At 63.2% G+C, this 20,742-nt stretch carries 26 protein-coding genes; 13 read left to right on the forward strand and 13 right to left on the reverse strand.

What is annotated here, in order from left to right; translation table 11 throughout:
• The first annotated feature begins 156 nt into the window (after positions 1–156).
• Positions 157–342 carry a hypothetical protein gene (locus tag V6E02_RS12615; protein ID WP_347309159.1) on the forward strand — a complete coding sequence of 62 codons (186 nt, stop codon included), beginning with the start codon at positions 157–159 and terminating at the stop codon, positions 340–342.
• Between the two features lie 48 nt (positions 343–390).
• On the opposite strand, the gene V6E02_RS12620 is transcribed toward V6E02_RS12615, so the two are convergent.
• The 4 genes from V6E02_RS12620 to V6E02_RS12635 are packed head-to-tail and all read right to left on the reverse strand — an operon-like array spanning position 391 to position 5,838.
• Positions 391–3,135, reverse strand: a complete 2,745-nt coding sequence (locus V6E02_RS12620; RefSeq protein ID WP_347309160.1) for a valine--tRNA ligase — start codon at positions 3,133–3,135, stop codon at positions 391–393.
• Between the two features lie 52 nt (positions 3,136–3,187).
• A complete protein-coding gene (locus V6E02_RS12625; protein WP_347309161.1) occupies positions 3,188–3,901 on the reverse strand; it encodes a hypothetical protein in 714 nt (237 codons plus the stop codon).
• 6 nt (positions 3,902–3,907) lie between these two features.
• Entirely contained in the window at positions 3,908–4,333 is a 426-nt protein-coding gene (locus tag V6E02_RS12630) for a DNA polymerase III subunit chi (RefSeq protein ID WP_347309162.1), read from the reverse strand.
• A 14-nt stretch (positions 4,334–4,347) separates the two neighbouring features.
• Complete coding sequence (locus V6E02_RS12635; RefSeq protein WP_347309163.1) at positions 4,348–5,838, reverse strand: leucyl aminopeptidase; 1,491 nt, start codon at positions 5,836–5,838, stop codon at positions 4,348–4,350.
• A gap of 147 nt (positions 5,839–5,985) precedes the next feature.
• Between V6E02_RS12635 and lptF the strand changes: the two genes are divergently transcribed.
• Together lptF and lptG are read left to right on the forward strand one after the other, a co-directional pair.
• Positions 5,986–7,068 (forward strand): LPS export ABC transporter permease LptF, encoded by a 1,083-nt coding sequence (gene lptF / locus V6E02_RS12640; RefSeq protein WP_347309164.1) that lies wholly within the window; start codon positions 5,986–5,988, stop codon positions 7,066–7,068.
• A complete protein-coding gene (gene lptG / locus V6E02_RS12645; RefSeq protein ID WP_347309165.1) occupies positions 7,065–8,138 on the forward strand; it encodes an LPS export ABC transporter permease LptG in 1,074 nt (357 codons plus the stop codon). The genes lptF and lptG overlap by 4 nt, the downstream gene beginning before the upstream one ends.
• Before the next feature lie 12 nt (positions 8,139–8,150).
• Here lptG and V6E02_RS12650 read toward each other — a convergent pair whose 3' ends face one another.
• Complete coding sequence (locus tag V6E02_RS12650; RefSeq protein WP_347309166.1) at positions 8,151–8,579, reverse strand: RDD family protein; 429 nt, start codon at positions 8,577–8,579, stop codon at positions 8,151–8,153.
• Positions 8,580–8,661: 82 nt separating this feature from the next.
• On the opposite strand from V6E02_RS12650, the gene V6E02_RS12655 reads away from it, so the two are divergent.
• Genes V6E02_RS12655 through V6E02_RS12665 form a run of 3 tightly spaced genes read left to right on the forward strand, consistent with a single transcriptional unit; the run spans position 8,662 to position 9,809 of the window.
• Positions 8,662–9,069 (forward strand): DUF2173 family protein, encoded by a 408-nt coding sequence (locus V6E02_RS12655; RefSeq protein WP_347309167.1) that lies wholly within the window; start codon positions 8,662–8,664, stop codon positions 9,067–9,069.
• A 52-nt stretch (positions 9,070–9,121) separates the two neighbouring features.
• A complete protein-coding gene (locus V6E02_RS12660; RefSeq protein ID WP_347309168.1) occupies positions 9,122–9,466 on the forward strand; it encodes a DUF2173 family protein in 345 nt (114 codons plus the stop codon).
• Between the two features lie 10 nt (positions 9,467–9,476).
• Entirely contained in the window at positions 9,477–9,809 is a 333-nt protein-coding gene (locus V6E02_RS12665; RefSeq protein WP_347309169.1) for a DUF2173 family protein, read from the forward strand.
• Positions 9,810–9,811: 2 nt separating this feature from the next.
• On the opposite strand, the gene V6E02_RS12670 is transcribed toward V6E02_RS12665, so the two are convergent.
• Genes V6E02_RS12670 through V6E02_RS12680 form a run of 3 tightly spaced genes read right to left on the reverse strand, consistent with a single transcriptional unit; the run spans position 9,812 to position 11,228 of the window.
• A complete protein-coding gene (locus V6E02_RS12670) occupies positions 9,812–10,300 on the reverse strand; it encodes a DUF3106 domain-containing protein (protein WP_347309170.1) in 489 nt (162 codons plus the stop codon).
• On the reverse strand, positions 10,273–10,650 hold the full coding sequence (locus V6E02_RS12675; protein ID WP_347309171.1) for a DUF3619 family protein: 378 nt from the start codon (positions 10,648–10,650) through the stop codon (positions 10,273–10,275). Before V6E02_RS12675 ends, V6E02_RS12670 begins: the two co-directional genes overlap by 28 nt.
• Positions 10,647–11,228 (reverse strand): RNA polymerase sigma factor, encoded by a 582-nt coding sequence (locus V6E02_RS12680; RefSeq protein WP_347309183.1) that lies wholly within the window; start codon positions 11,226–11,228, stop codon positions 10,647–10,649. The genes V6E02_RS12675 and V6E02_RS12680 overlap by 4 nt, the downstream gene beginning before the upstream one ends.
• Positions 11,229–11,433: 205 nt before the next feature.
• On the opposite strand from V6E02_RS12680, the gene V6E02_RS12685 reads away from it, so the two are divergent.
• The 7 genes from V6E02_RS12685 (at position 11,434) to V6E02_RS12715 (ending at position 17,650) form a co-directional block, all read left to right on the forward strand.
• Complete coding sequence (locus V6E02_RS12685; protein WP_347309172.1) at positions 11,434–13,140, forward strand: acetolactate synthase 3 catalytic subunit; 1,707 nt, start codon at positions 11,434–11,436, stop codon at positions 13,138–13,140.
• A gap of 9 nt (positions 13,141–13,149) precedes the next feature.
• Positions 13,150–13,641, forward strand: coding sequence for an acetolactate synthase small subunit (gene ilvN, locus V6E02_RS12690; protein WP_347309173.1), 492 nt, complete (start codon positions 13,150–13,152; stop codon positions 13,639–13,641).
• Between the two features lie 90 nt (positions 13,642–13,731).
• A complete protein-coding gene (gene ilvC / locus V6E02_RS12695) occupies positions 13,732–14,748 on the forward strand; it encodes a ketol-acid reductoisomerase (RefSeq protein ID WP_347309174.1) in 1,017 nt (338 codons plus the stop codon).
• Between the two features lie 67 nt (positions 14,749–14,815).
• The gene (locus V6E02_RS12700; protein WP_347309175.1) at positions 14,816–15,469 is read left to right on the forward strand and encodes a phosphatidylserine decarboxylase; all 654 of its coding nucleotides are present in this window, start codon (positions 14,816–14,818) and stop codon (positions 15,467–15,469) included.
• A gap of 34 nt (positions 15,470–15,503) precedes the next feature.
• Positions 15,504–16,262 (forward strand): CDP-diacylglycerol--serine O-phosphatidyltransferase, encoded by a 759-nt coding sequence (pssA, locus tag V6E02_RS12705; protein ID WP_347309176.1) that lies wholly within the window; start codon positions 15,504–15,506, stop codon positions 16,260–16,262.
• 130 nt (positions 16,263–16,392) lie between these two features.
• Positions 16,393–17,385 carry a helix-turn-helix transcriptional regulator gene (locus V6E02_RS12710; protein WP_347309177.1) on the forward strand — a complete coding sequence of 331 codons (993 nt, stop codon included), beginning with the start codon at positions 16,393–16,395 and terminating at the stop codon, positions 17,383–17,385.
• 58 nt (positions 17,386–17,443) lie between these two features.
• Positions 17,444–17,650, forward strand: a complete 207-nt coding sequence (locus V6E02_RS12715; protein WP_347309178.1) for a hypothetical protein — start codon at positions 17,444–17,446, stop codon at positions 17,648–17,650.
• A 50-nt stretch (positions 17,651–17,700) separates the two neighbouring features.
• On the opposite strand, the gene V6E02_RS12720 is transcribed toward V6E02_RS12715, so the two are convergent.
• The 5 genes from V6E02_RS12720 to V6E02_RS12740 all read right to left on the reverse strand — a co-directional run.
• A complete protein-coding gene (locus V6E02_RS12720) occupies positions 17,701–17,844 on the reverse strand; it encodes a hypothetical protein (protein WP_347309179.1) in 144 nt (47 codons plus the stop codon).
• A 13-nt stretch (positions 17,845–17,857) separates the two neighbouring features.
• Positions 17,858–18,064 (reverse strand): hypothetical protein, encoded by a 207-nt coding sequence (locus tag V6E02_RS12725; RefSeq protein WP_347309180.1) that lies wholly within the window; start codon positions 18,062–18,064, stop codon positions 17,858–17,860.
• 153 nt (positions 18,065–18,217) lie between these two features.
• A complete protein-coding gene (locus V6E02_RS12730) occupies positions 18,218–18,406 on the reverse strand; it encodes a CPCC family cysteine-rich protein (protein WP_347309181.1) in 189 nt (62 codons plus the stop codon).
• A complete protein-coding gene (locus V6E02_RS12735; protein ID WP_347309182.1) occupies positions 18,396–20,426 on the reverse strand; it encodes an HIRAN domain-containing protein in 2,031 nt (676 codons plus the stop codon). The genes V6E02_RS12730 and V6E02_RS12735 overlap by 11 nt, the downstream gene beginning before the upstream one ends.
• A 165-nt stretch (positions 20,427–20,591) precedes the next feature.
• Positions 20,592–20,742 (reverse strand): IS3 family transposase (locus tag V6E02_RS12740; RefSeq protein WP_347309184.1); only part of this gene is annotated, 151 nt, incomplete at its 5' end.

Here is a 20,742-nt window from a genome sequence, read left to right on the forward strand (position 1 = left end):
GGGACACCTTCCCACAGGGGAAAAGCGGACAGTTTACGTGCTTTAAGACCGGACAGTTCTATTTGTTGACAACACGCGCGGGAAATCTCAGGCATGGATTTCGCTTAAGCTTCCCCGCAAACCGTTGGTCACACCGGCAGCCCAGGAAGCAATCCCATGATGAACTGGTTCAATTCCTACAAATCCCAGGCCTTGCAAAATGCCAAACGGCGGGCTCGCGCGCGGCAACAAGAGCAGAAACAGCCCGTTTTCGAGCCTCCCAACCGTGAGGACATCGTGGTGCGAGAGCTGAGCCTCGAAGACTTCCTGCGCCTGTTTCCCCGTCAAGATTCGTCCGTCTGAGTGCCGAAAAGCGGACAGGGGCGTCGCGATTACATCGTCTCTGGGTAGTCAGCCGCCTAGGGCGGCGCGCTGGGTGGTGAGTTTCTCCAGGGTCGCCAGGAAGCTCGCCAGGCGCTGCCTTTCCTGTTCCACCACCGCGGCCGGGGCGCGTTCCACAAAGGCCGGATTGGCGAGCTTGGCCTCGGCCTTGGCGGCTTCCGCCTTGAGGCGGGCGATTTCCTTGTCGAGGCGCGCTCGCTCCGCCGCCATGTCCACCTCGATCCTGAGCATGATGCGGTAATCCCCCACGATGCTCACCGGCGCCACCGAATGGGGCAGGGCCTCGGTCTCGATCGCCAGGTCACTCAGCTTGGCCAGGGCAACGAGATAGGGTGTCAGGTCTGCCAGTACTGCCGGGTCGCCCAGGGCGACGGCGGCCACCTTCTGGGAAGGGGGCAGGTGCATCTGTCCACGCAGCGTACGGCAGGCGCCAACCAGCGCCTTGAGCAGGGCGACTTTTTCCATGGCCTCGGTATGGATGCGCGCGGGCTGCGGCTCGGGATAGGGCTGCAGCATGATGCTTTCTCCCGCTACGCCGGCAAGTGGCGCCACCTTCTGCCACAGCTCCTCGGTGATGAAGGGAATCAGCGGATGGGCAAGCCTCAGGGTCGCTTCCAGCACGCGGATCAGGGTGCGGCGGGTGGCACGCTGCTCGGCTTCATTGCCGCGGGTAAGCTGCACCTTGGCCAGTTCCAGATACCAATCGCAATACTCGTCCCAAACGAACTGGTAGATAGCCTGGGCGACGAGATCGAAACGATAATGGGCGAAAGCTTCGGCGACTTCCTGCTCAGCCTGCTGCAGGCGCCCGATGATCCACTTGTCGATGTCGGAATACTGCAACGGCTTGGCTGAGTCCAGACCCACGTCGTGCCCTTCGCAGTTCATGAGCACGAAGCGCGAGGCGTTCCAGAGCTTGTTGCAGAAATTTCGGTAGCCGTCGCAGCGTGCCAGGTCGAACTTGATGTCGCGGCCGTGGGTGGCGAGGCTGGCAAAAGTAAAGCGCAGGGCATCGGCGCCAAAGGCAGGAATGCCATGGGGAAACTCCCGGCGTGTGGCCTGCTCGATGGAGGCCGCCTGCTTGGGATTCATCAGGTTGGCGGTGCGCTTGGCCACCAGGTGTTCCAAGTCGATCCCGTCGATGAGATCCAGGGGATCCAGGATGTTGCCCTTGGACTTGCTCATTTTCTGGCCTTGGGCGTCGCGTACCAGACCTGTCACGTATACCTCTCGGAACGGCACCTTGCCGGTGAAGTAGAGCGACATCATCACCATGCGCGCCACCCAGAAGAAGATGATGTCGAAGCCTGTGACCAGCACCGAGGTAGGCAAGAACAGCTTGAGCTCCGGCGTCTGCTCGGGCCAACCCAGCGTGGAGAAGGGCCACAGAGCGGAGGAGAACCAGGTGTCCAGCACGTCCTCGTCCTGGGTGAGGGCCTTGCAGTTGGCCTTGGCCTCGGCCTCCTCACGGCTGCGCGCCACATAGACGTTGCCGTCCTCGTCATACCAGGCAGGGATGCGATGTCCCCACCAGAGCTGGCGCGAGATACACCAGTCCTGGATGTTTTCCAGCCATTGGCGGTAAGTGGTGGTCCAGTTCTCAGGGACGAAGCGCAGCTCGCCTGTTTCCACGACCTCCAGCGCCCGGCGCGCCAGCCCTTCCATGCGCACGAACCATTGGTCGGTCAGCATGGGCTCGATCACGGCGTGGGTGCGATCGCCGCGCGGCACCATCATTTTGTGTTTCTGGGTATCGACGAGCAGGCCGCGCGCGTCGAGGTCCTCGATGATGCGCGCACGCGCCTCGTAGCGGTCCAGTCCCTGGTATTCCGCCGGCGCGAGATCGTTGAGCCGGGCATCAGGCGTGAAGATGTTGATGGCGAGGAGCCCATGACGCTGGCCCACCTGCCAGTCGTTGAAGTCGTGCGCCGGGGTGATCTTCACGCAGCCGGTACCAAACGCAGGATCCACGTAAGAATCGGCGATGATGGGAATGGAACGCTCGGCGAGTGGCAGGCGCACGTGCTTGCCGATGAGGTGGCGGTAGCGTTCATCCTCTGGATGCACCGCCACCGCCACGTCGCCCAGCAGAGTCTCGGGGCGGGTGGTGGCGACCACCAGATGGCCACTGCCATCCTCGAGGGGATAGCGGATGTGCCACAGGTAGCCGTCTTCCTCCTCCGCGACTACCTCCAGATCAGACACCGCCGTCATCAGCACCGGGTCCCAGTTGACCAGGCGCTTGCCGCGATAGATGAGCCCCTCCTCGTAAAGGCGCACGAATACCTCGGTCACCGCGCGCGACAGGCCCTCGTCCATGGTGAAGCGCTCCCGGGACCAGTCTAGCGAAGCCCCCAGCCGGCGCATTTGGCGCGTGATGGTGGAACCGGATTCCTCCTTCCATTCCCACACGCGCTTGACGAAGGCTTCGCGGCCCAGATCGTGGCGGGTCTTGCCTTCGCGCTCCAGCTGACGTTCCACCACGATCTGAGTCGCGATGCCGGCGTGGTCGGTGCCGGGCTGCCAGAGGGTGTTGTCGCCCTTCATCCGGTGATAGCGGATGAGGGCATCCATCAGGGTGTGCTGGAAGGCATGGCCCATGTGCAGCGTGCCCGTGACGTTGGGCGGCGGCAGCATGATGCAGTAGGCGGGACGCCTTGGGTCGAGGGTTGCGGCGAAATAGCCGCGTTCCTCCCAGATGCGGTACCAGCGTCGTTCGATCTCGTGGGGTTCGAAGCTCTTGGCGAGTTCCATGACAGCCCTCGGGCGCGCAGACAAAACGCAGAATTATACCGGCGCCCCGGGCTCAGGGCAGGGGCTTGCGCAGTGCCTCGAGCTGTTTTTCCAGCTCGCTGGCGATGGCGACCTTGACGACTTCCTCCATGTGGATCATGAACTGGTCCAACATACTGGAGAGGGCCCGGTCCAGCGCCAGGTGCAGGCTGGTCTGAAGCTGTTGTGCAAGCGCCTGCGTTAGTTGCTGGTCGAGGATTTTCGCAACGTCGGCCTTGATGATGTCGGCGATGAGCTGGATGGTTTCTTGCGAGAGCGCAGAAGGCGCCGGCGCGGTTGGCGGCTGTGCCGCCTCGCTTCCCGCTGGCACAGGTGCGATGGCTTTTGCGGCAGGCGCGGCGGGTTCGCCCGCTATGTCGGTCGGGCTTGTTTCGGTCGCCACTGGCGCCGGTTGCGGCACTTCACTTTCGGCCAGCGAGATCCAGCGCGCATTAGGCGGTAGGTCGAATTCCAAGATGGGCAGGGAAGGCGCGGTGCTCGTTTCGCGCACGGCATCCGGTAACAGTTCCGGCAAGGGGGGTACCTCCGTCCCGCCTTCCCTGCTGCCGGTCGCAGCGCCCAATTCGTGTGGCGGCACTTCCTCGGTGAGCAGCGGGATGGCGTCCAGATCGAGCGGCGAGGGTACGACCACCTCGGTGAGCACCGGGATCTCCGGTTCGGGCGGCGCCTGATGCCGCTTGAGGAGGGCATCCAGCTTGCCGAGGACGTCGTCGTCGGCTTCACTCATGGTCCGTCATTTCCGGCCTGTCATGTCGTGGGTGGCAAGCGCGTAGCCCCGGTCGCGATAGAAGCGGAAGCGCTCCCGCGCCCGCAGGACGTCTGCCTCATCCGTGCTGACGATCTCGATCAGGCGCTTGAAGCGCGCGAACACCGCGGGGCGATCGTCGCTGAGATTGATCAGTAGATCGTCGTGGAGAAAGCCGGTGGGGTCGTGGTGGATGAGCACGGGGGTGACCGCTGCCAGGGCCGAATCGGCGCGCACGTGGGGGACGAAGCTTATGGCAGGCAGCGACCACAGCAGGCGGTCGAGACGCTCGGTGGCGTCCTCGTCGGCGGTCAACACAGCCACCCGCAGGCGGCTCGCCACCGCCTTGGTACATAGTTTGCAGGCAAAGCGGAAGCGGTCCTCGACGTGGGTGTAGAAGTCGATGCGCGTCACGCCAAGCCGTTCCTTCAAGCCGCGGCGCGACGGACCAGCCAGTGCACCAGAAGAGGCACCGGCCGGCCAGTGGCGCCTTTCTCGGTGCCCGATTTCCAAGCCGTGCCCGCGATGTCCAGGTGCGCCCAATCGTATTTCTTGGTGAAGCGGGATAGGAAGCAGGCGGCGGTGACGGCGCCCGCGGCGCGTCCGCCGATGTTGGCCATGTCCGCGAAATTGCTCTTGAGCTGTTCCTGGTAGTCGTCCCAGAGGGGCATGTGCCAGGCCCGGTCCCAGGCCTCCTCGCCTGCGGCGATGAGTTCCCGTGCCAGTGACTCGCTGCTGCTGAACAGTCCCGAGGCGTGGTGGCCGAGGGCGATCACGCACGCGCCGGTGAGCGTGGCCACGTCCACCACCGCCGCCGGCTCGAAACGTTCCGCATAGGTGAGGGCATCGCACAGGATCAGTCGGCCCTCGGCATCGGTGTTGAGGATCTCGATGGTTTGACCAGATAGGCTGGTGACGATGTCTCCAGGCTTGTTGGCGTTGCCATCCGGCAGATTCTCGCAGGCGGGGATGATGCCCACCACGTTGATGGGCAGACGATGCAGGGCGAGCGCCTTGAAGGTGCCCAGCACGCTGGCGGCACCGCACATGTCGTATTTCATCTCGTCCATCTCGGCGGCGGGCTTGAGGGAAATGCCCCCTGCGTCGAAGGTAATGCCCTTGCCCACCAGCGTGAGGGGCTTGGTGGGCTTATCGGCTCCCTCATAGCGCAGCACGATGAGCTTGGGTGGCTGCCGGCTGCCCTTGGCCACCGACAGAAACGCCCCCATGCCCAGCTTTTCCAGCTCCGGCTGTTCCAGTACCTCGACCTTGAAGCCATAGGTGTGACCGAGCCCCAGCGCCTGGTCCGCGAGATAAGCCGGTGTACACACATTGCCTGGCAGGTTGCCCAGATCCTTGGCGAAATTCATGCCTTGGGCAATGGCTTCGCCCCGTCGGGCCGCTTCCTCGCAGCTGGCGATCTCGTTGCGGCGGCTCACCGCAAGGGTTAGCTTGCGCAGCGGCCGGCGCACTTCCTCGTGCTTACTCTTCATGCGGTCGAAGCGATAGACGGCTTCCATCGCCACCAGCACAGCCTGCTCGACCCGCCATTCCACGCTGCGCCGACGCACGTTCAGTTCGGTAAGATAGAGCACCGCCTCCATCGAGCCGGTTTCGTTCAGGGTCTTGATCGCCGCCCGTACTGCCTTGCGGTATTCGTTTTCGCGGAATTCCCGCTCCTTACCGAGACCCACCAGGAGCACGCGGTCACACAGCGTGTTCGGAACGTTATGCAACAGCAAAGTGCTGCCCGCCTTGCCATCCATGTCACCGCGCCGCAGGATGTCCGACAGGTAGCCATTGGCAACGCGGTCGATCATCTCGCCCGCCAGGGAAAGCTTGCGCGGCTCATACACCCCCACCACGACGCAGGCCGAACGCTGTTTCTCGGGGCTGCCGCTTTTTATGCTAAATTCCACCTCGCACTCCTCGATGCTCGCTAGGGATTGTTTCGGGGTCGGCCGGGGCGTGATGCCAGATGGCGCACCGTGCCGAAAACTTGTACTAAGCCGGTTTTCCCCGAATTATTCGTGTTTTTCCCGCCAAAAGTCAAAGTTCGTTGTTTTATGCTTTACCGCCGGGCTTTCGTCAATGAGTTGCTCACCAACGCCCTGGCGGTATTCGCGGTGCTAGTGGGCATCTTTGTCACCACCCTCTGGATCCGCTTCCTGGGCCGCGCGGCAAGCGGGGTCATGCCGCCCGAGGCGGTGTTGGTCATCCTGGGTTTCAGCATCGTCAATTACCTGCCGGTGCTGCTTTCCGTCACCTTGTTCGTGGCGGCGCTCTTGACCCTCACGCGTATGGCGCGCGACCACGAGCTGGTGGTTTGGCAAAGCGTGGGGCTGGGGGCGACCGCGTGGATCAAGCCGCTTTTGATGGTGACCTTGCCGGTGACTTTGGTGATCGCCGCGATCAGCCTGGGTCTGGGGCCATGGGCTGTGCAGAAGAGCGCCGAATACCGCAGCCAGGTGGAGAGCCGGGAAGAAGTTTCGACGATCGCGCCTGGCCTGTTTCGCGAGAGCAAAGCCGCCGACCGTGTGTATTTCGTGGAAAGTCTGGGGCTGGCCGGCGACACGGTGCGCAACGTGTTTGTCCGTTCGGAGCAGCATGGACGCCTGGGCATCATCGTCGCTGGCGAGGGCCGTCAGTGGGTTGCGCCCAACGGCGACCGCTTTCTGATCATGGAAAATGGCCGCCGCTATGAGGGCGTGGCCGGCCGCCTGGATTACCGCATCCTGCAGTTCCAGCGCTATTTGCTGCGGGTGGAGCCCTTCGAGGCGAGGATGGTGGAACCCAGCATCAAGGCCATACCCAGTTGGGTGTTGCTGCTCAATCCCACGCCGGAAGGCCAGGGCGAGCTGCAATGGCGGGCCGCTCTACCCATCACCGCCGTGCTGCTAGCCTTGCTGGCGATCCCCATGAGCTACGTCAATCCCAGAAGCGGCCGGTCCTTCCACCTGGTCGCTGCGGTGTTCGCCTACATGATTTACAGCAACCTGCTGTCGGTGGCGCAGGCGTGGGTGGCGCAGGGGAAGCTTTCGCCCTGGGTGGGGCTATGGAGCGTGCACCTGGTGATGGCGCTGGTGGTGAGTTTCCTGTTCTACCGCTGCCTGTCGGTGGTGCCGCTGCTGGCTGGCAGGCGTCCGTGAAGATCCTCGATCGCTATCTCGCCCACGCCATCCTGGGTGGCACCGCCTTGGTGTTTTCTGCCCTCGTGGTGTTGTTTGCCTTCTTCGACCTGATCCACGAGCTGTCTAACCTGGGCAAGGGTAATTACGGGCTGCTGCAGATCCTCGCCTACGTGCTGCTCACAGTGCCGGGCCACGTCTATGAGCTGCTCCCCATCGCCGTGCTGATCGGCGCGCTCTACGCCCTGGCCCAGCTCGCGCACCAGTCGGAGCTGACGGTGATGCGGGTGTCCGGTTTCTCCGTTTTTCGCATCGGCCTGTCTGGCCTGCGCGTCGGGTTGCTGTTCGTATTGCTCGGCTTCGTGGTGGGGGAGTTCGTCGTGCCAGCTGCCGAGCGCACCGCCGCCCAGTTGCGCACCCACGCCATGAACGCGGTGGTGGCCCAGGAATTCCGCTCCGGGCTGTGGACGAAGGATGGGTCCAGCTTCGTCAACGTGCGCGAGGTATTGCCGGATTCGACCCTGATGGGCGTAAGGATCTACGAATTCGATTCCGCCCATAACCTACGCACCATCAGCTACGCGCAGGAAGGCCGATACATCGCCGATTCCAGCTGGCGGCTCACTAATGTGGAACAGACGCATTTCGAGGCGGGGGGCGTGCGCGTGACCCACCTGCCCCAAGCCTACTGGAGCTCGGCCCTCAATCCGGACATGCTGAGCGTGCTACTGGTGGTACCGGAGCAGATGTCCGCCTGGAACCTCTACTCCTACGTGCGGCATCTACAGGAAAACAAGCAGCGCACCGCGCGCTACGAAATCGCCCTCTTCAGCAAGTTCGTCTATCCATTGGCGATCCTGGTAATGGTGCTGCTGGCGGTGCCCTTCGCCCTGCATCAGCCGCGCGCCGGGGGCGTTGGGGGAAGAGTGTTTGGCGGCATCATGCTGGGTTTGTCTTTCCACCTGCTCAACCGCGTGTTCGCCAACCTGGGCCTGCTGCAGGATTGGCCGCCCCTGTTCGCGGCCCTGTTTCCTACGCTTTTCTTCCTCGGGCTCGCCTTCGTTCTGATGGCCTGGATGGAGCGGCGCTAGGCGCTTACCAGATCACTCGCGCATTAGCTGGGTTCCTGCCAGGCGGTCGTGCAGGAACTGTCTGTCCGGGTCCCATAACGCCCACAGGATGCCGATGCCGAAGGCTGCGATGCCCAGCACCGCGAACAACAGGCGCTTAGCGGCCATTCGCGCGCGAACGGGCGATCCGTCGGCTGCGATCAGGCGCAGTCGCCAGGTCTTCATCGCCAGCGTCTGGCCACCGTGGGTCCAGAACCAGAGGAAATAGGCGGCAATCACCAGCGCGAGGTAGAGGCGGAAGAAGAGCATGCCGCCGGGTGCCTGCGGGTTGCGCAGCAGGATATATACGAACGCCGCCACGAACAGCACGGCCGCGAGCAGCAGGGATTCATAGACCATGCTCGCCAGACGGCGCAGCAGGCCCGGTGGGGGATTGCGACAAATTGTCGCGCTCTCTATCATGGAACTAACGAAAGGTGGTCAAAACGTGCCATGCCCGTGGGCGGCCAGCCCGCGACGGTAGCGGCAGGAAGGGAGGAAGTCAATGCGCATCATCACCCAGCTCATGCAGATTCCGGGCGTGATCGCCGCCGGGGAATATGCTTACCGGGGCGACCGCTATTCCTATGAAGGCAACATTTCCTCGGAGCAGGCGCGCATGGCCTCGATCCTGTGTCGTGCCAACACCCTGAGTATGAACATGCAGGTGGAGCTATTTTCCTCCTTCGCGCCGGAGGACTGCGGCTGCAAACCCTTGCAGGGGTGGATCGTGCGCGGGCGTGACATGTCGGTGTGTGTGGTGGGCAACATCTTTTGCTTCTGCCAGAACACCCCAGGGCTGCTCAACGATGTGATGACCATCATGCGGGCCAAGGTGGGGGACATCGAAGAAAACCCGCTCGTGTACATGTACGCCAAGATCGGTGGCGACGTGCACGAGAAACTCTACTGAGTCGCTCCCCGGCTCCGGCAATGTCCAGTTACTTTATCCTCAGGAGTCATTCATGAGTCTCGACCGTCTGATGCAAGTGCCTGGCGCGCTAGCCGCGTTCCACTATACCGACAAAGGCGATTTGGTCGCCCACCAGGTCAAGGAGGGCACGGAACTCACGCCTCAGGTGTTGGATCTGTTGGCCCACACTTGTGTTGCCAATCTCGCGGTAGCCACCCTCGAAGCGCGCGGCTGGGAGGCGCTCACCGGCCAGACCGGCTTCGAGCCACTGCAGGGTTTCTCCCTGGTGGGGCTGGACTGGTCGGCAGTGGTGAATGGCAACTATGGGGTGGTGGTGCGCAACCGCGACGCCGACTACGAAGCCGCCTTCGCTGCCCTCGCCGAGTTCAAGGCTTGAGGGGCTGGCGATGCTGAAACGGTTGCTGATACTGGACGGCGTGCTGGCCGTTTGCCGATTTCAGGATGATGGCAGCATCATTGAGGGCATGGGGGTCATCCCGGACGAGACGGTCACCAACCTGGCACGCTTCGCCCACTGGTATCGCCGCATGATCTCTGGCCATACCGATGCCTTTTCCCTGTTTTCCCAGATGAACGGCTGGACACCGGCGAAAGGCTGGGTCGTGCGGGGCGACAAGCTGAGCGTGTGTAGCATCGGCAACGTGGTGGCCATGGTGGAGAACAAAGACGCCAAGGTCAACGAGGTGATGAGGGCCCTGGAAGAAATCTCCCACGAGTGAACTCACTCGTCGGGCTCGCTTCCCGTGACATAGGGAATCGGTGCCCCTGTTTCGGGGCTAGGCGCCTGCTTGCGCGCCTGGTATTCCTGCCACTTCTGCTTTACTTCCTTGTGCTTCTCGGGTGGGAGTTTCTTGAGTTTCTTGTAGCGCTCCCGCGCCAGCTCCCGCTGTTCGGGTGTCAGGCGCGCCCATTCCGTGAGACGTGCTTGCACCCGCTGCTGCTCCTGCGGCGTCATTTTCGGATACTTGTTGGCCACGACGATGAGCCGTCGCCGCTGGTGGTCCGGCATGCGGTCCCATTGCTGCGCGAGGGGGGCGAGCACCTCGCGTTGCGCCGGGGTGAGCTGATGCCAGGCAGGGGCCGACTTGGTGGGTGCCGGCGCCGCCGTCGGCGCGGATGACGCTGGCGGGGGCGGCGCGGCCGGCCCCGCAGCGAGGGCGGCGGAGGCCAGAGTGCCAGCGATCAGCGTTGCGAGGAGCGTTCGAGCCATGCCTGGAACCCGTGGTCCAAATACGCGTCGAGCGGTAGGTCGTCTGCCAGCAGAGCCGCGTCCACGTCCTCGTCCGGGGTGTGGAACGTCTGCTGCCAGTAGAGGGCGCCGGCGAGCAGGGCCAGCAGCATGGCCAGGGGCAACCAGCGGCGCAGGGTGGGATGGCTGCCGTGCCGCCCGTGGCCAGCGGTGGCCCATTGCCAGGCGTGTTCGTGTGCCGGTTCCACAGCCAGGCCGGCCAGAGCCTGACGGCGCGCGGCCTCCAGACGCGTGAGGACTTTGCGGTCCAGGTGGCACGCGCCAAAGTTCAGATGTTCGCGGATCCTACGTGCAAATTCGGTCTCGTTCATAGCTCGATTCCTTTCGCCTTCAAGGCCTCGGCCAGCGCATGCGTGGCGCGCGAACAATGGGTCTTCACGCTGCCTTCGGAACAGCCCATGACCTGGGCGGTCTGCGTCACATCCAGTCCTTCCCAATAACGCAGGAGGAAGGCTTGACGTTGACGTAGCGGCAATGTTTGTAGGGCTTCCTCAATCAAGGCAAGGGTTTGCATGCGTTCCACGGTGCTGGCCGGATTGGCCCCTGCGTTGTTCGCGCCAGGCTCCTCTGCTGATTGGAGGGTGTCCAACGGATCGTGTTCCGCGGACTCATCCTCCCCGTGGGAGGACAGACCGGAGAACAGCGTCACCCACAGATTGCGCACCTTCTGCCGCCGGTAATGGTCGCGAATGGCGTTTTGCAGGATGCGCTGAAACAGCAGGGGCAGCTCTTCCGCCGGTTTATCGGCGTACTTGCTCACGAGCTTGAGCATGGCATCCTGCACCACGTCCAGGGCGTGATGGCTGTCCCCTACGGCGAACTGCGCTTGCTTGTAGGCGCGCCGCTCCACGGATTTCAGGAATTCGGATAGTTCGTGGGAAGTCGCCAGGGCAGTACCTTCGATTGCTGGGTCGGGAAGCCGCAATGGTAGCAAAACCGCCCTGCACCGCCAGGCGGGGGCCGCGTTTTTCACCCGGGCGAGCAGGGCGCAAGCCCGCGTTTCTGTCCGGCCTTCCCCTTGACCGGAGCGCGGCCAAACGTTAGTGTTTCACGTTCTTTTCCTAATTTTCCCCAAGATTCAGGGCAATCACATCATGGAGCTGACGGGCGCCGAGATCGTCGTGCGCTGCCTGCAGGAAGAAGGCGTGGAATACGTCTTCGGCTATCCAGGCGGCGCGGTGTTGTTCATCTACGACGAGATTTTCAAGCAGAACAAGATCAAGCATGTGTTGGTGCGCCACGAGCAGGCGGCGGTCCATGCCGCGGATGGTTTTGCCCGCGCCTCGGGCAAGGTGGGGGTGGCCCTGGTGACCAGTGGCCCGGGTGCGACCAATGCCGTAACCGGCATTGCCACGGCCTATATGGATTCTATTCCCATGGTGGTCATCAGCGGGCAGGTGCCCACCGCGGCCATCGGCATGGATGCCTTCCAAGAAGTGGACATGGTGGGCATCACCCGCCCTTGCGTGAAGCACAACTTCTTAGTGAAGGATGTGCGTGATCTGGCGCTCACCCTGAAAAAAGCCTTTCACATCGCCTCGACGGGCCGCCCGGGCCCGGTGGTGGTGGACGTCCCCAAGGACGTCACCATTCAGAAAACGACCTTCGAGTACCCCAAGAAGATCACGCTGCGCTCCTACAATCCGGTGACCAAGGGCCATCCCATGCAGATCAAGAAGGCGGTGCAGCTCTTGCTCTCCGCCAAGCGGCCCTACGTCTATTTCGGCGGCGGCGTGATCCTGGGCAATGCAGCGGAGCGGCTGACCCGTCTGGTAAAGACCCTGGGCGTGCCCTGCACCGGCACGCTGATGGGGTTGGGTGGCTTCCCCGAGACCGATCCCCAGTTCCTGGGCATGCTGGGGATGCACGGCACCTATGAAGCCAACATGGCCATGCAGCATTGTGACGTGCTGCTGGCGGTGGGTGCCCGCTTCGACGACCGCGTCATCGGCAACCCCCAGCACTTCTACCAGGAAAAGCGCCAGATCATACACATCGACATCGACCCGTCCTCCATCTCCAAACGGGTGCGGGTGGATGTGCCCATCGTTGGTGACGTGGGCAACGTGCTGGACGAGATACTCAAGTTGGTACAGACCTCCAAGGAAAGAATCGATGCTGCCGCCCTCAAGACCTGGTGGACGCAGATCGAGCTGTGGCGCGCCAAGAACTGCCTCAAGTACGACCGCACGGCCAAGGTCATCAAGCCACAATTCGTGATCGAGAAGCTGTGGGAAGTGACCAAGGGGGATGCCTACATCACTTCCGACGTGGGCCAGCACCAGATGTGGGCGGCGCAGTACTATAAGTTCGACAAGCCGCGCCGCTGGATCAATTCCGGCGGGCTGGGCACCATGGGCTTCGGGCTGCCGGCCGCGATGGGGGTGAAGCTCGCCTTCCCGCGCGCCACGGTGGCCTGCATCACGGGCGAAGCCAGCATCCAAATGAACATTCAGGAACTATCCACCTGCAAGCAATACCACCTGCCCATCAAGATCATCAACCTCAACAACCGCTACATGGGCATGGTGCGCCAGTGGCAGCAATTCTTCCATGGTAACCGTTATTCGGAATCCTACATGGATGCGTTGCCGGATTTCGTCAAGCTGGCGGAAGCCTATGGGCACGTGGGCATGCGTATCGAGAAACCTGCGGATGTGGAAGGGGCGCTCAAGGAGGCCTTCAAGCTCAAGGACCAGCTGGTCTTCCTCGACTTCATCACCGACCAGACCGAGAACGTCTATCCCATGGTGCCGGGCGGCAAGGGCCTGTCCGAGATGATCCTGGCCGAAGATCTCTGAAGAACCATCATGCGCCACATCATTTCCATCCTCATCGAAAATGAAGCCGGAGCGCTTTCGCGCGTGGCGGGGCTGTTCTCCGCGCGCGGCTACAATATCGAATCGCTCACCGTGGCACCCACCGAAGACGCCTCCCTGTCGCGCATGACCATCGTCACCAGCGGCTCGGATGAGGTGATCGAGCAGATTATCAAGCAGCTCAACAAACTGATCGACGTGATCAAGGTGTTGGATCTCAACGAGGGGGCCCACATCGAGCGTGAGCTGATGCTCGTCAAAGTAAAGGCGGAAGGCGAGGGCCGCGAGGAAATGAAGCGCATGTCCGACATTTTCCGCGGGCGCATCATCGACGTTGCCGACAACACCTACACCATCGAGCTCACCGGCAACGGCGGCAAGCTGGACGCTTTCCTGGAAGCCCTCGATCCGGCGGTGATCTTGGAGACGGTGCGCACTGGTGCGTGCGGCATGGGCCGCGGCGCGCGGGTGCTGAAGATTTAGTTTCACCACAGAGGCACAGGGCATAGCGAGTTGCCCGGCTTGTCGCGTGCTTCCGTGTCTGACTGTTGATTTTGAATAAGGAAGACGAAGATGAAAGTTTATTACGACAAGGATGCCGACCTCTCCATCATCCGCAAGAAGAAGGTCGCCATCATCGGTTACGGCTCCCAGGGGCACGCCCATGCCCTCAATCTCCAGGACTCGGGTGTCAAGGTGACGGTGGGCCTGCGCAAGGGCGGCGCCTCCTGGGACAAGGCGAAGAAGGCCGGGCTCAACGTGAAGGAAGTGGGCACCGCAGTAAAAGATGCCGACCTGGTGATGGTGCTGGTCCCAGACGAGCAGCAGCCCATGGTCTATGCCAATGAGATCGAGCCCAATATCAAGAAGGGGGCGGCGTTAGCTTTTGCCCATGGTTTCAACATCCACTACGGTCAGATCACACCGCGCGCCGATCTGGATGTGATCATGATCGCGCCCAAGGGGCCGGGCCATCTGGTGCGGTCCACCTATACTCAGGGTGGGGGCGTGCCCTCCCTGATCGCGGTCCACCAGGACGTTTCCAAGAAGGCGCGCGATATTGCTCTCTCCTATGCCGCAGCCAACGGCGGTACGCGCGGTGGCGTGATCGAGACCACCTTCCGCGAGGAGTGCGAAACCGACCTGTTCGGTGAACAGGCGGTGCTGTGCGGCGGTGCAGTGGAACTGGTGAAGGCGGGCTTCGAGACCCTGGTGGAGGCCGGCTATGCGCCCGAAATGGCGTATTTCGAGTGTCTGCACGAGCTCAAGCTGATCGTGGACCTCATGTACGAAGGCGGTATCGCCAACATGAATTACTCGATTTCCAACAACGCGGAGTATGGTGAGTACGTCACCGGGCCCAAGGTCATCAACGAACACTCGCGGCAGGCCATGCGCGAGGCCCTGGCTAACATCCAGAATGGCAGCTATGCCAAGCAGTTCATTCTGGAAGGCCGCATGGGCTATCCGGAAATGACGGCGCGCCGGCGTCTCATGGCGGAGCATCCCATCGAGGTGGTGGGCGCCAAGTTGCGCGCCATGATGCCCTGGATCGCCAAGAACAAGCTGGTCGATACTTCCAAGAACTGATCGACGCCAGGCGCCCATGCATCATGGGGCGGGCCTGGCTCGCCCCTGGCCCTTTCCCGATTCCTTCATGTCCCGCTACCCCCACCCCATCATCGCGCGCGAGGGCTGGCCCATCCTGGCTGCTTCGCTGCTGGTTGCGCTGCTGGTCCACCTGTTGGCCGGGCGCTGGGCGGCGTTTCCCTTGTGGATGTGGGTGGTGTTCGTGCTGCAATTTTTCCGCGATCCCCCGCGTGTGCCTGCCGCGACCGGTCAGGATGTGGTGCTCTCACCCGCCGATGGGCGCGTGATCGTGGTGGAACACACCACCGATCCTTATCGCCAGGTCCCGGCACGCAGAATCAGCGTGTTCATGAACGTGTTCAATGCCCACTCCCAGCGCAGTCCGGTGGCCGGGACGGTGGAGGCGGTGCGTTATTTTCCCGGCGCCTTCGTCAATGCCGCGCTCGACAAGGCGTCCGCCGAGAACGAGCGCAATGCGGTGTTGATGACCACTGAGGCCGGCGTACCAGTTACCGTGGTACAGATTGCAGGCCTCATCGCGCGCCGTATTCTGTGCTATGTCAAGCCGGGTGATCGCCTGGATCTCGGGCAACGTTATGGTTTCATCCGCTTCGGCTCGCGTCTGGACGTGTACCTGCCGCCCGAGAGCACGGTCGATGTTACCCTGGGCGAGAAGGTTTATGCGGGTCGGACGGTGCTTGCCCATTTACCGGTGCGCTAGTCGGCCCGCGGTGGCTGTGCTTTAATCCCCCACCATGCCCGGCCCGCATCGTCCCCTGATCGACCCAGCACTCCGCCGCAAGGGCATCTTCCTGCTGCCCAACCTGTTTACCACTTCTGCCCTGTTCGCGGGTTTCTACGCCATCGTCCAGGCAATGAGTGGGCGCTTCGAGCATGCGGCGGTGGCCATCTTCGTGGCCATGATCCTGGACGGCCTGGATGGACGCGTGGCGCGGCTCACCAAGACCCAGAGCCCTTTCGGGGCCGAATACGACAGCTTGTCCGATATGGTGTCCTTCGGGGTGGCCCCCGCCTTGGTGGTGTACGTGTGGGCACTCAAGGATCTGGGCAAGCTGGGCTGGATTGCTGCCTTCGTCTTCTGCGTGGGCGCGGCGCTACGCCTGGCGCGCTTCAACACCAAGCTGGACGTGGCCGACAAACGCTGGTTCCAGGGCCTGCCCAGCCCCTCGGCGGCAGCGCTGGTGGCAGGGCTGGTGTGGGTGATGACGGACTACGAGATCCTTGGCCGGGACGTGGTCTGGTCAGCTTGGGCGCTCACCCTGTTCGCCGGCTTGAGCATGGTCTCCAACCTGCGCTACTACAGCTTCAAGGAGATCAATATGCGCAAGAGCATCCCCTTCGTGGCGCTTTTGCTCATCGTGATTGGCTTTGCCCTGGTGGTGTACAAGCCAGCCCAGGTATTGTTCCTGTTCTTCGTGGGTTATGCGCTGTCAGGCTATGTGCTGGCGGTGCTCGCCCTGGCTCGGCGCCGGAATGCTCGGGGTCGCGGCTAAAGCTCCTCCCACTGGAGCAGCCGGATTGCATCACCAAGCGGGTTGCCACGAGCAAGGGGTCATCGATGGAGAACCCGCCCTTGATTCCGGATAACGAACAGGAGGGCTCTGCAGGCTCGAGGGGAGCGACATGAACCGCACGGAACGCTTCTACAAGATCGACCAGATGCTCACCGCGCGGGGTGTGGTGGCGCTGGAGGCATTTTTGCGCGAGCTGGAAGTCTCGCGCGCGACCTTCAAGCGCGATCTCGAATACCTGCGCGAGCGGCTCAACGCGCCAATCGTCTGGGATCGCGCGGCAGGCGGCTACCTCTTCGCGCAGGAAAGAACCACCGGCCCGGCCTATGCGCTGCCTGGTCTTTGGTTTTCCGCCGATGAAGCCTATGCGCTCCTGGCCGCGCACAAGCTGCTCGCCGAGATCGAGCCGGGGATTCTTGCCGCGCACCTCGCGCCCTTGCAGGCGCGGCTGATGGCGCTGCTGGAAAGCTCGGGGCATGCCGCAAGCGACATTACCCGGCGGGTTCGCATTCTCTCGGTAGGCCGCCGGCGTCTCGAGCCGAAATGCTTCGCCGAAATTGCCCATGCGCTGCTGGAGCGCCGGCGCGTGGAAATCGAGGCTTTCAACCGCACGCGCAATGAGGTCAACACCCGCGTCGTCTCGCCGCAGCGCCTGGTGCATTACCGCGACAACTGGTATCTGGATGCCTGGTGTCATTGGCGGCGGGCGTTGCGCACCTTTTCGCTCGACACGATTCAGCGGGCAAGAACCCTCTCCCAAGTGGCGCGCGAGATCCCCGAGGCCACGATGGATGCCCATTACGCCAGCGCCTACGGCATCTTCTCGGGCAAGGCCCGGCAGCGGGCAGTGTTGCGCTTCTCGCCCGAGCGCGCGCGCTGGGTGGCGGCGGAAACCTGGCATCCGGCGCAAACCGGCGAGTGGCGCTCCGACGGGAGCTTCCGGCTCACCGTCCCCTATGCCGACGAACGCGAGCTGGTGATGGACATCCTGCGCCACGGCCGGCATGTGGTGGTCGAGGCACCCGAGAACCTGCGCCGTCGCGTGGCCGGGGAAGCGGCGGCGGTGGCGGCATCGTACCAGGCTCGCCCTTCGAACAAGTCTTGAGGCTCACTATTTGAGCCACCTGGCCGATAGACTTGCGCCATCCCAAGGGAGGCAGACCATGATCATCGACTTCATCCTCGCCGCCTATGCCGGTATCAGCACCGAAAGCTTCTTCGTTTTCGTGTTTCTGATGGTTCTCTCGCTTTTGTTCGCGGGTCCCGATCGGCCATTTTCCAGCGGCCTGTTCCGATTGGCGTTCATCGCCTTGGGCATCTCGGCGCTCATGTCGCTGTTTGGCGGTAGCGACTGCGACTGCGATCTGTAAAGAGAAGGTGCGCAATGAAGGTGTGACAGACGCGGTGCAGAGAATGTGTTTCACCAGTCTTCTGGCAGCCGCCACCACCAAAACGCCTTGCGGATTTCCTTCGCAGGCCGCCCGCGCCGCCAGGCCACGATCACCGGCGCCAGAGTGAGCGCCAGATAAAGCCCGAGCACGGTGGCGATCAAGGATTCCGCCATGTCCGCGCCTCGATCATCGTGAGCCTCCCTTCGGCGTTTTGCGCCGCATGGCCTGCTCAACTTGCTTTCTGACCTGTTTTTCGGTGTCCCACCACGCGCGCCACAGGGTATCGATTTCCTCCCACTGCGCCCGAATGGCGGCGGGCGAGGAAAGCGTCATCAAGGCTTCAAAGGCGCGGCAGAGCCGCTTTTTGGCCTTCAGGACGCGAGGATCGAACATGACGGCCGCGGTGACGGGAAGGAATTCATGTTCGGTTTCGGAATACAGGCATCCGGTGACCTCGAAATTTTCCCGCGCCTGGTCGAGTGTGAGCCGACCGTTGGGTCCGCCCCAGTACTCGTGGGCGTAGGGGTCGTCCTGGCCGTCGTCTTCTCATCCACACAGGCTGCAAACCTCATAACTGTTGCGCCGCTCGAGCGTCGGATAGCCGCAGGCCGGGCAGGGCACAAGATTGTTGCAGTGCTCCGGGTGCGCCTCGAAGAAGCCGCGGCGTTTGGCATAGGCCGTGGCCTGCCAGCGGGGCGAAGGCTGCCAGTCGCCGCAATACCGGTTATGGAGCATGGTCGTTCTCGTCGATGGTTTCGATCACGAACCCCACCCGCTGCCAGGGCTCGGCCTCGAGCTCGAGCGCGTCGATGCGTGCGGTGAGCCTCTCGCCCATGATCAAGCGCGCGGCAATCTCCGCGTTCTGCGGCCGGGGCACGTAGCCGAGCTTGGCCCCGCGCCATTCGATGCGCACCGCCAGAGGGTCGTGCGGGTTGTCACGCTCATGGCAAAGCGTCAGGGGATCGCCTAGCGATAGCGACGCTTCCACTTCCGGCCCCTGGTGGTATTGAAACCCGGCGACATGGGCGACGAGCAGCACGTTGGGCCCCGGCAGAGGCCGTTTGAGCCATTCGAGCACGCGCTTCAATTGCCGCTCCGACTTGGGGTCGAGCCAGCCGGCGCGCCACCCTACCTTGAGCCGCTCATCCAAAAGCCGCACCTCGATGCGCCCGCGCGCTTCCAGCGCGGCCCAGCGCGCATCATTCCGTTCGGGTTCGTTGAGCACCGCCTCGATGCGCCGCGCCCAGGCTTCCATCTCGGGGCTGACAGCCCGGTTCAACGGCCCGCGTAGCTGCACCAGCGCATATACCGTGTCGTAATCGACATCCTCGCGCAGACGTGGCCGGTATTTGGCGGTAGCCTGCTCGCGGCCGCAAACGAGGTGAAAAATCCGCGTGCCGGCCACCGATGCCTCCCAGTAACGCGGGCTGCCCACGCAGTGCTGCATGCGCTGCCCTTCGTCGACCAGCATCGTGGGGGTAATCAGCTCGATGGCGTCCTTGTCGTTCTCATGAAGCTCACCGACGATTGCCGGCAAAGAGAGATCGGGTGGCATGGGCGCAGACTTGGGGCGCCGCCGGTGCCAGCGCGCGGAGGCCCCAAGCAGCCCGGTAAGCCCGAAGCAGGCCAGCCAGCCGGCAGCCAGCCGCGCGGGCTTCGGCCCATAGCGATCTTTCAAGAGCGCCGCCGCCCGCTCGCGCGCCGCGTGGAGGAAATCGTCGCAGTCGGTCATCGCATCGAGCAGGTTGCCGAAATGCTCGGAGGCCGCGCGCCAGGTGAGGTTCCAGCCGAGCCGGAACGCGCCGCGATGAACCTCGGGTGGCACCGGCATCAGCCGCGTCTCGCCTTCTGCTCCCGCCGCGTTGAACAGCATGAAGTAGTTGGGCAGATAGGGCAGCCAGCGTTCGAAGTCAGAAAGCGTCGGGCGCTGGTTGTCGGGCAACGCATCGAGCAGTTGCAGATAGAGCCGCCGCTCATCGCCGTTTCTACCGCCCCACATCGCCGCATTGACCGGCGCGCGCACCAGCCCGCGCGAGATGCCCCAGAAGGCCGCCAGCGCCCCGGTGAGGTCTTTGCCCTGATCGATGGCTTCTTGCACCGCATCGCTTTTCATGCGCCAGGCGTGGCGCTTGCCATCGAAAAGATTGGGCGAATGGTGCAGCGTGAGCAGAATGGGCGCGACCAGCGCCGGAAAGCGCGCCAGCGCCTGCAAGCGCCGCTCGCGCAGCGGCGGCGGCAGGGGGGCGAGCCGGTTGTAGTTGCGCACTGAGGCGAGATAACGCAGCGGCGCCGGGTGCGGCGTGCGCCCGCCGGTGGCGGCAACCGGCGTGGGCTCGCGCTCCAGTGCGAGCAGGAGCTGCATCACCTCGGCATCGAGGCTATCTGCGAAGGCGCGAAACTCCGCCGAGTAGAGATAGCCCGCGTGCAGGCGTGAGGGCTGCGGCAGCACCGGCGCGGCATACAGCACCTGCACGAAGCCGACCTCGGGAAGATCGAGCTCGTAGCAGTAGCCTTGAGCATCATCGGCAAGCGCTTCGACGATCGGCGCGATCACCGCATCGTCGCCAAGCGTGGCATGTGCAAGGCGCAGCGCCAGCACCCGGCCATCGGTAAGGTTCAGCCACAGGCGCGGGTCGTCGTCGTGTTCTCGCAGCGCCTGGGCCGATAGCCACAGCCGCGCGCGCACCGCAGGCAGCCGCGCATGGGATGCGCCGAAAGTCAGTGCTGGCGGGACGGCACGATGGAAATCAGTCATGGCGCTTTTCATGCCGGCGATGATGCAGCAAGGGGTGGCTCAGGGGATGAGCCTGTCGGATAGCGCGTGACGGGCGACGCGGGGCCGGACTCGAACCGGCATCTACTTACCTGTTGCCAGGCAGACTGACCTTCCCTCTGTTTTTCGTCTTCCAAGGGGCGGGTTTCATGTTGCCAGATTTTGCTTATGCTGAGTGCTGATCCAGTGCTGCAAGAACTGGATCGGCGACTTGCCCTTGGGCGTGGAGTGGCGGCGTCTCCGGTTGTAAAACACTTCAATGTAATGGAACAGGTCGGCCATCGCGGCCTCGCGCGTG

It is taken from the genome of Thiobacter sp. AK1 (assembly GCF_039822265.1).
GTDB classification, from domain to species: domain Bacteria; phylum Pseudomonadota; class Gammaproteobacteria; order Burkholderiales; family Thiobacteraceae; genus Thiobacter; species Thiobacter aerophilum.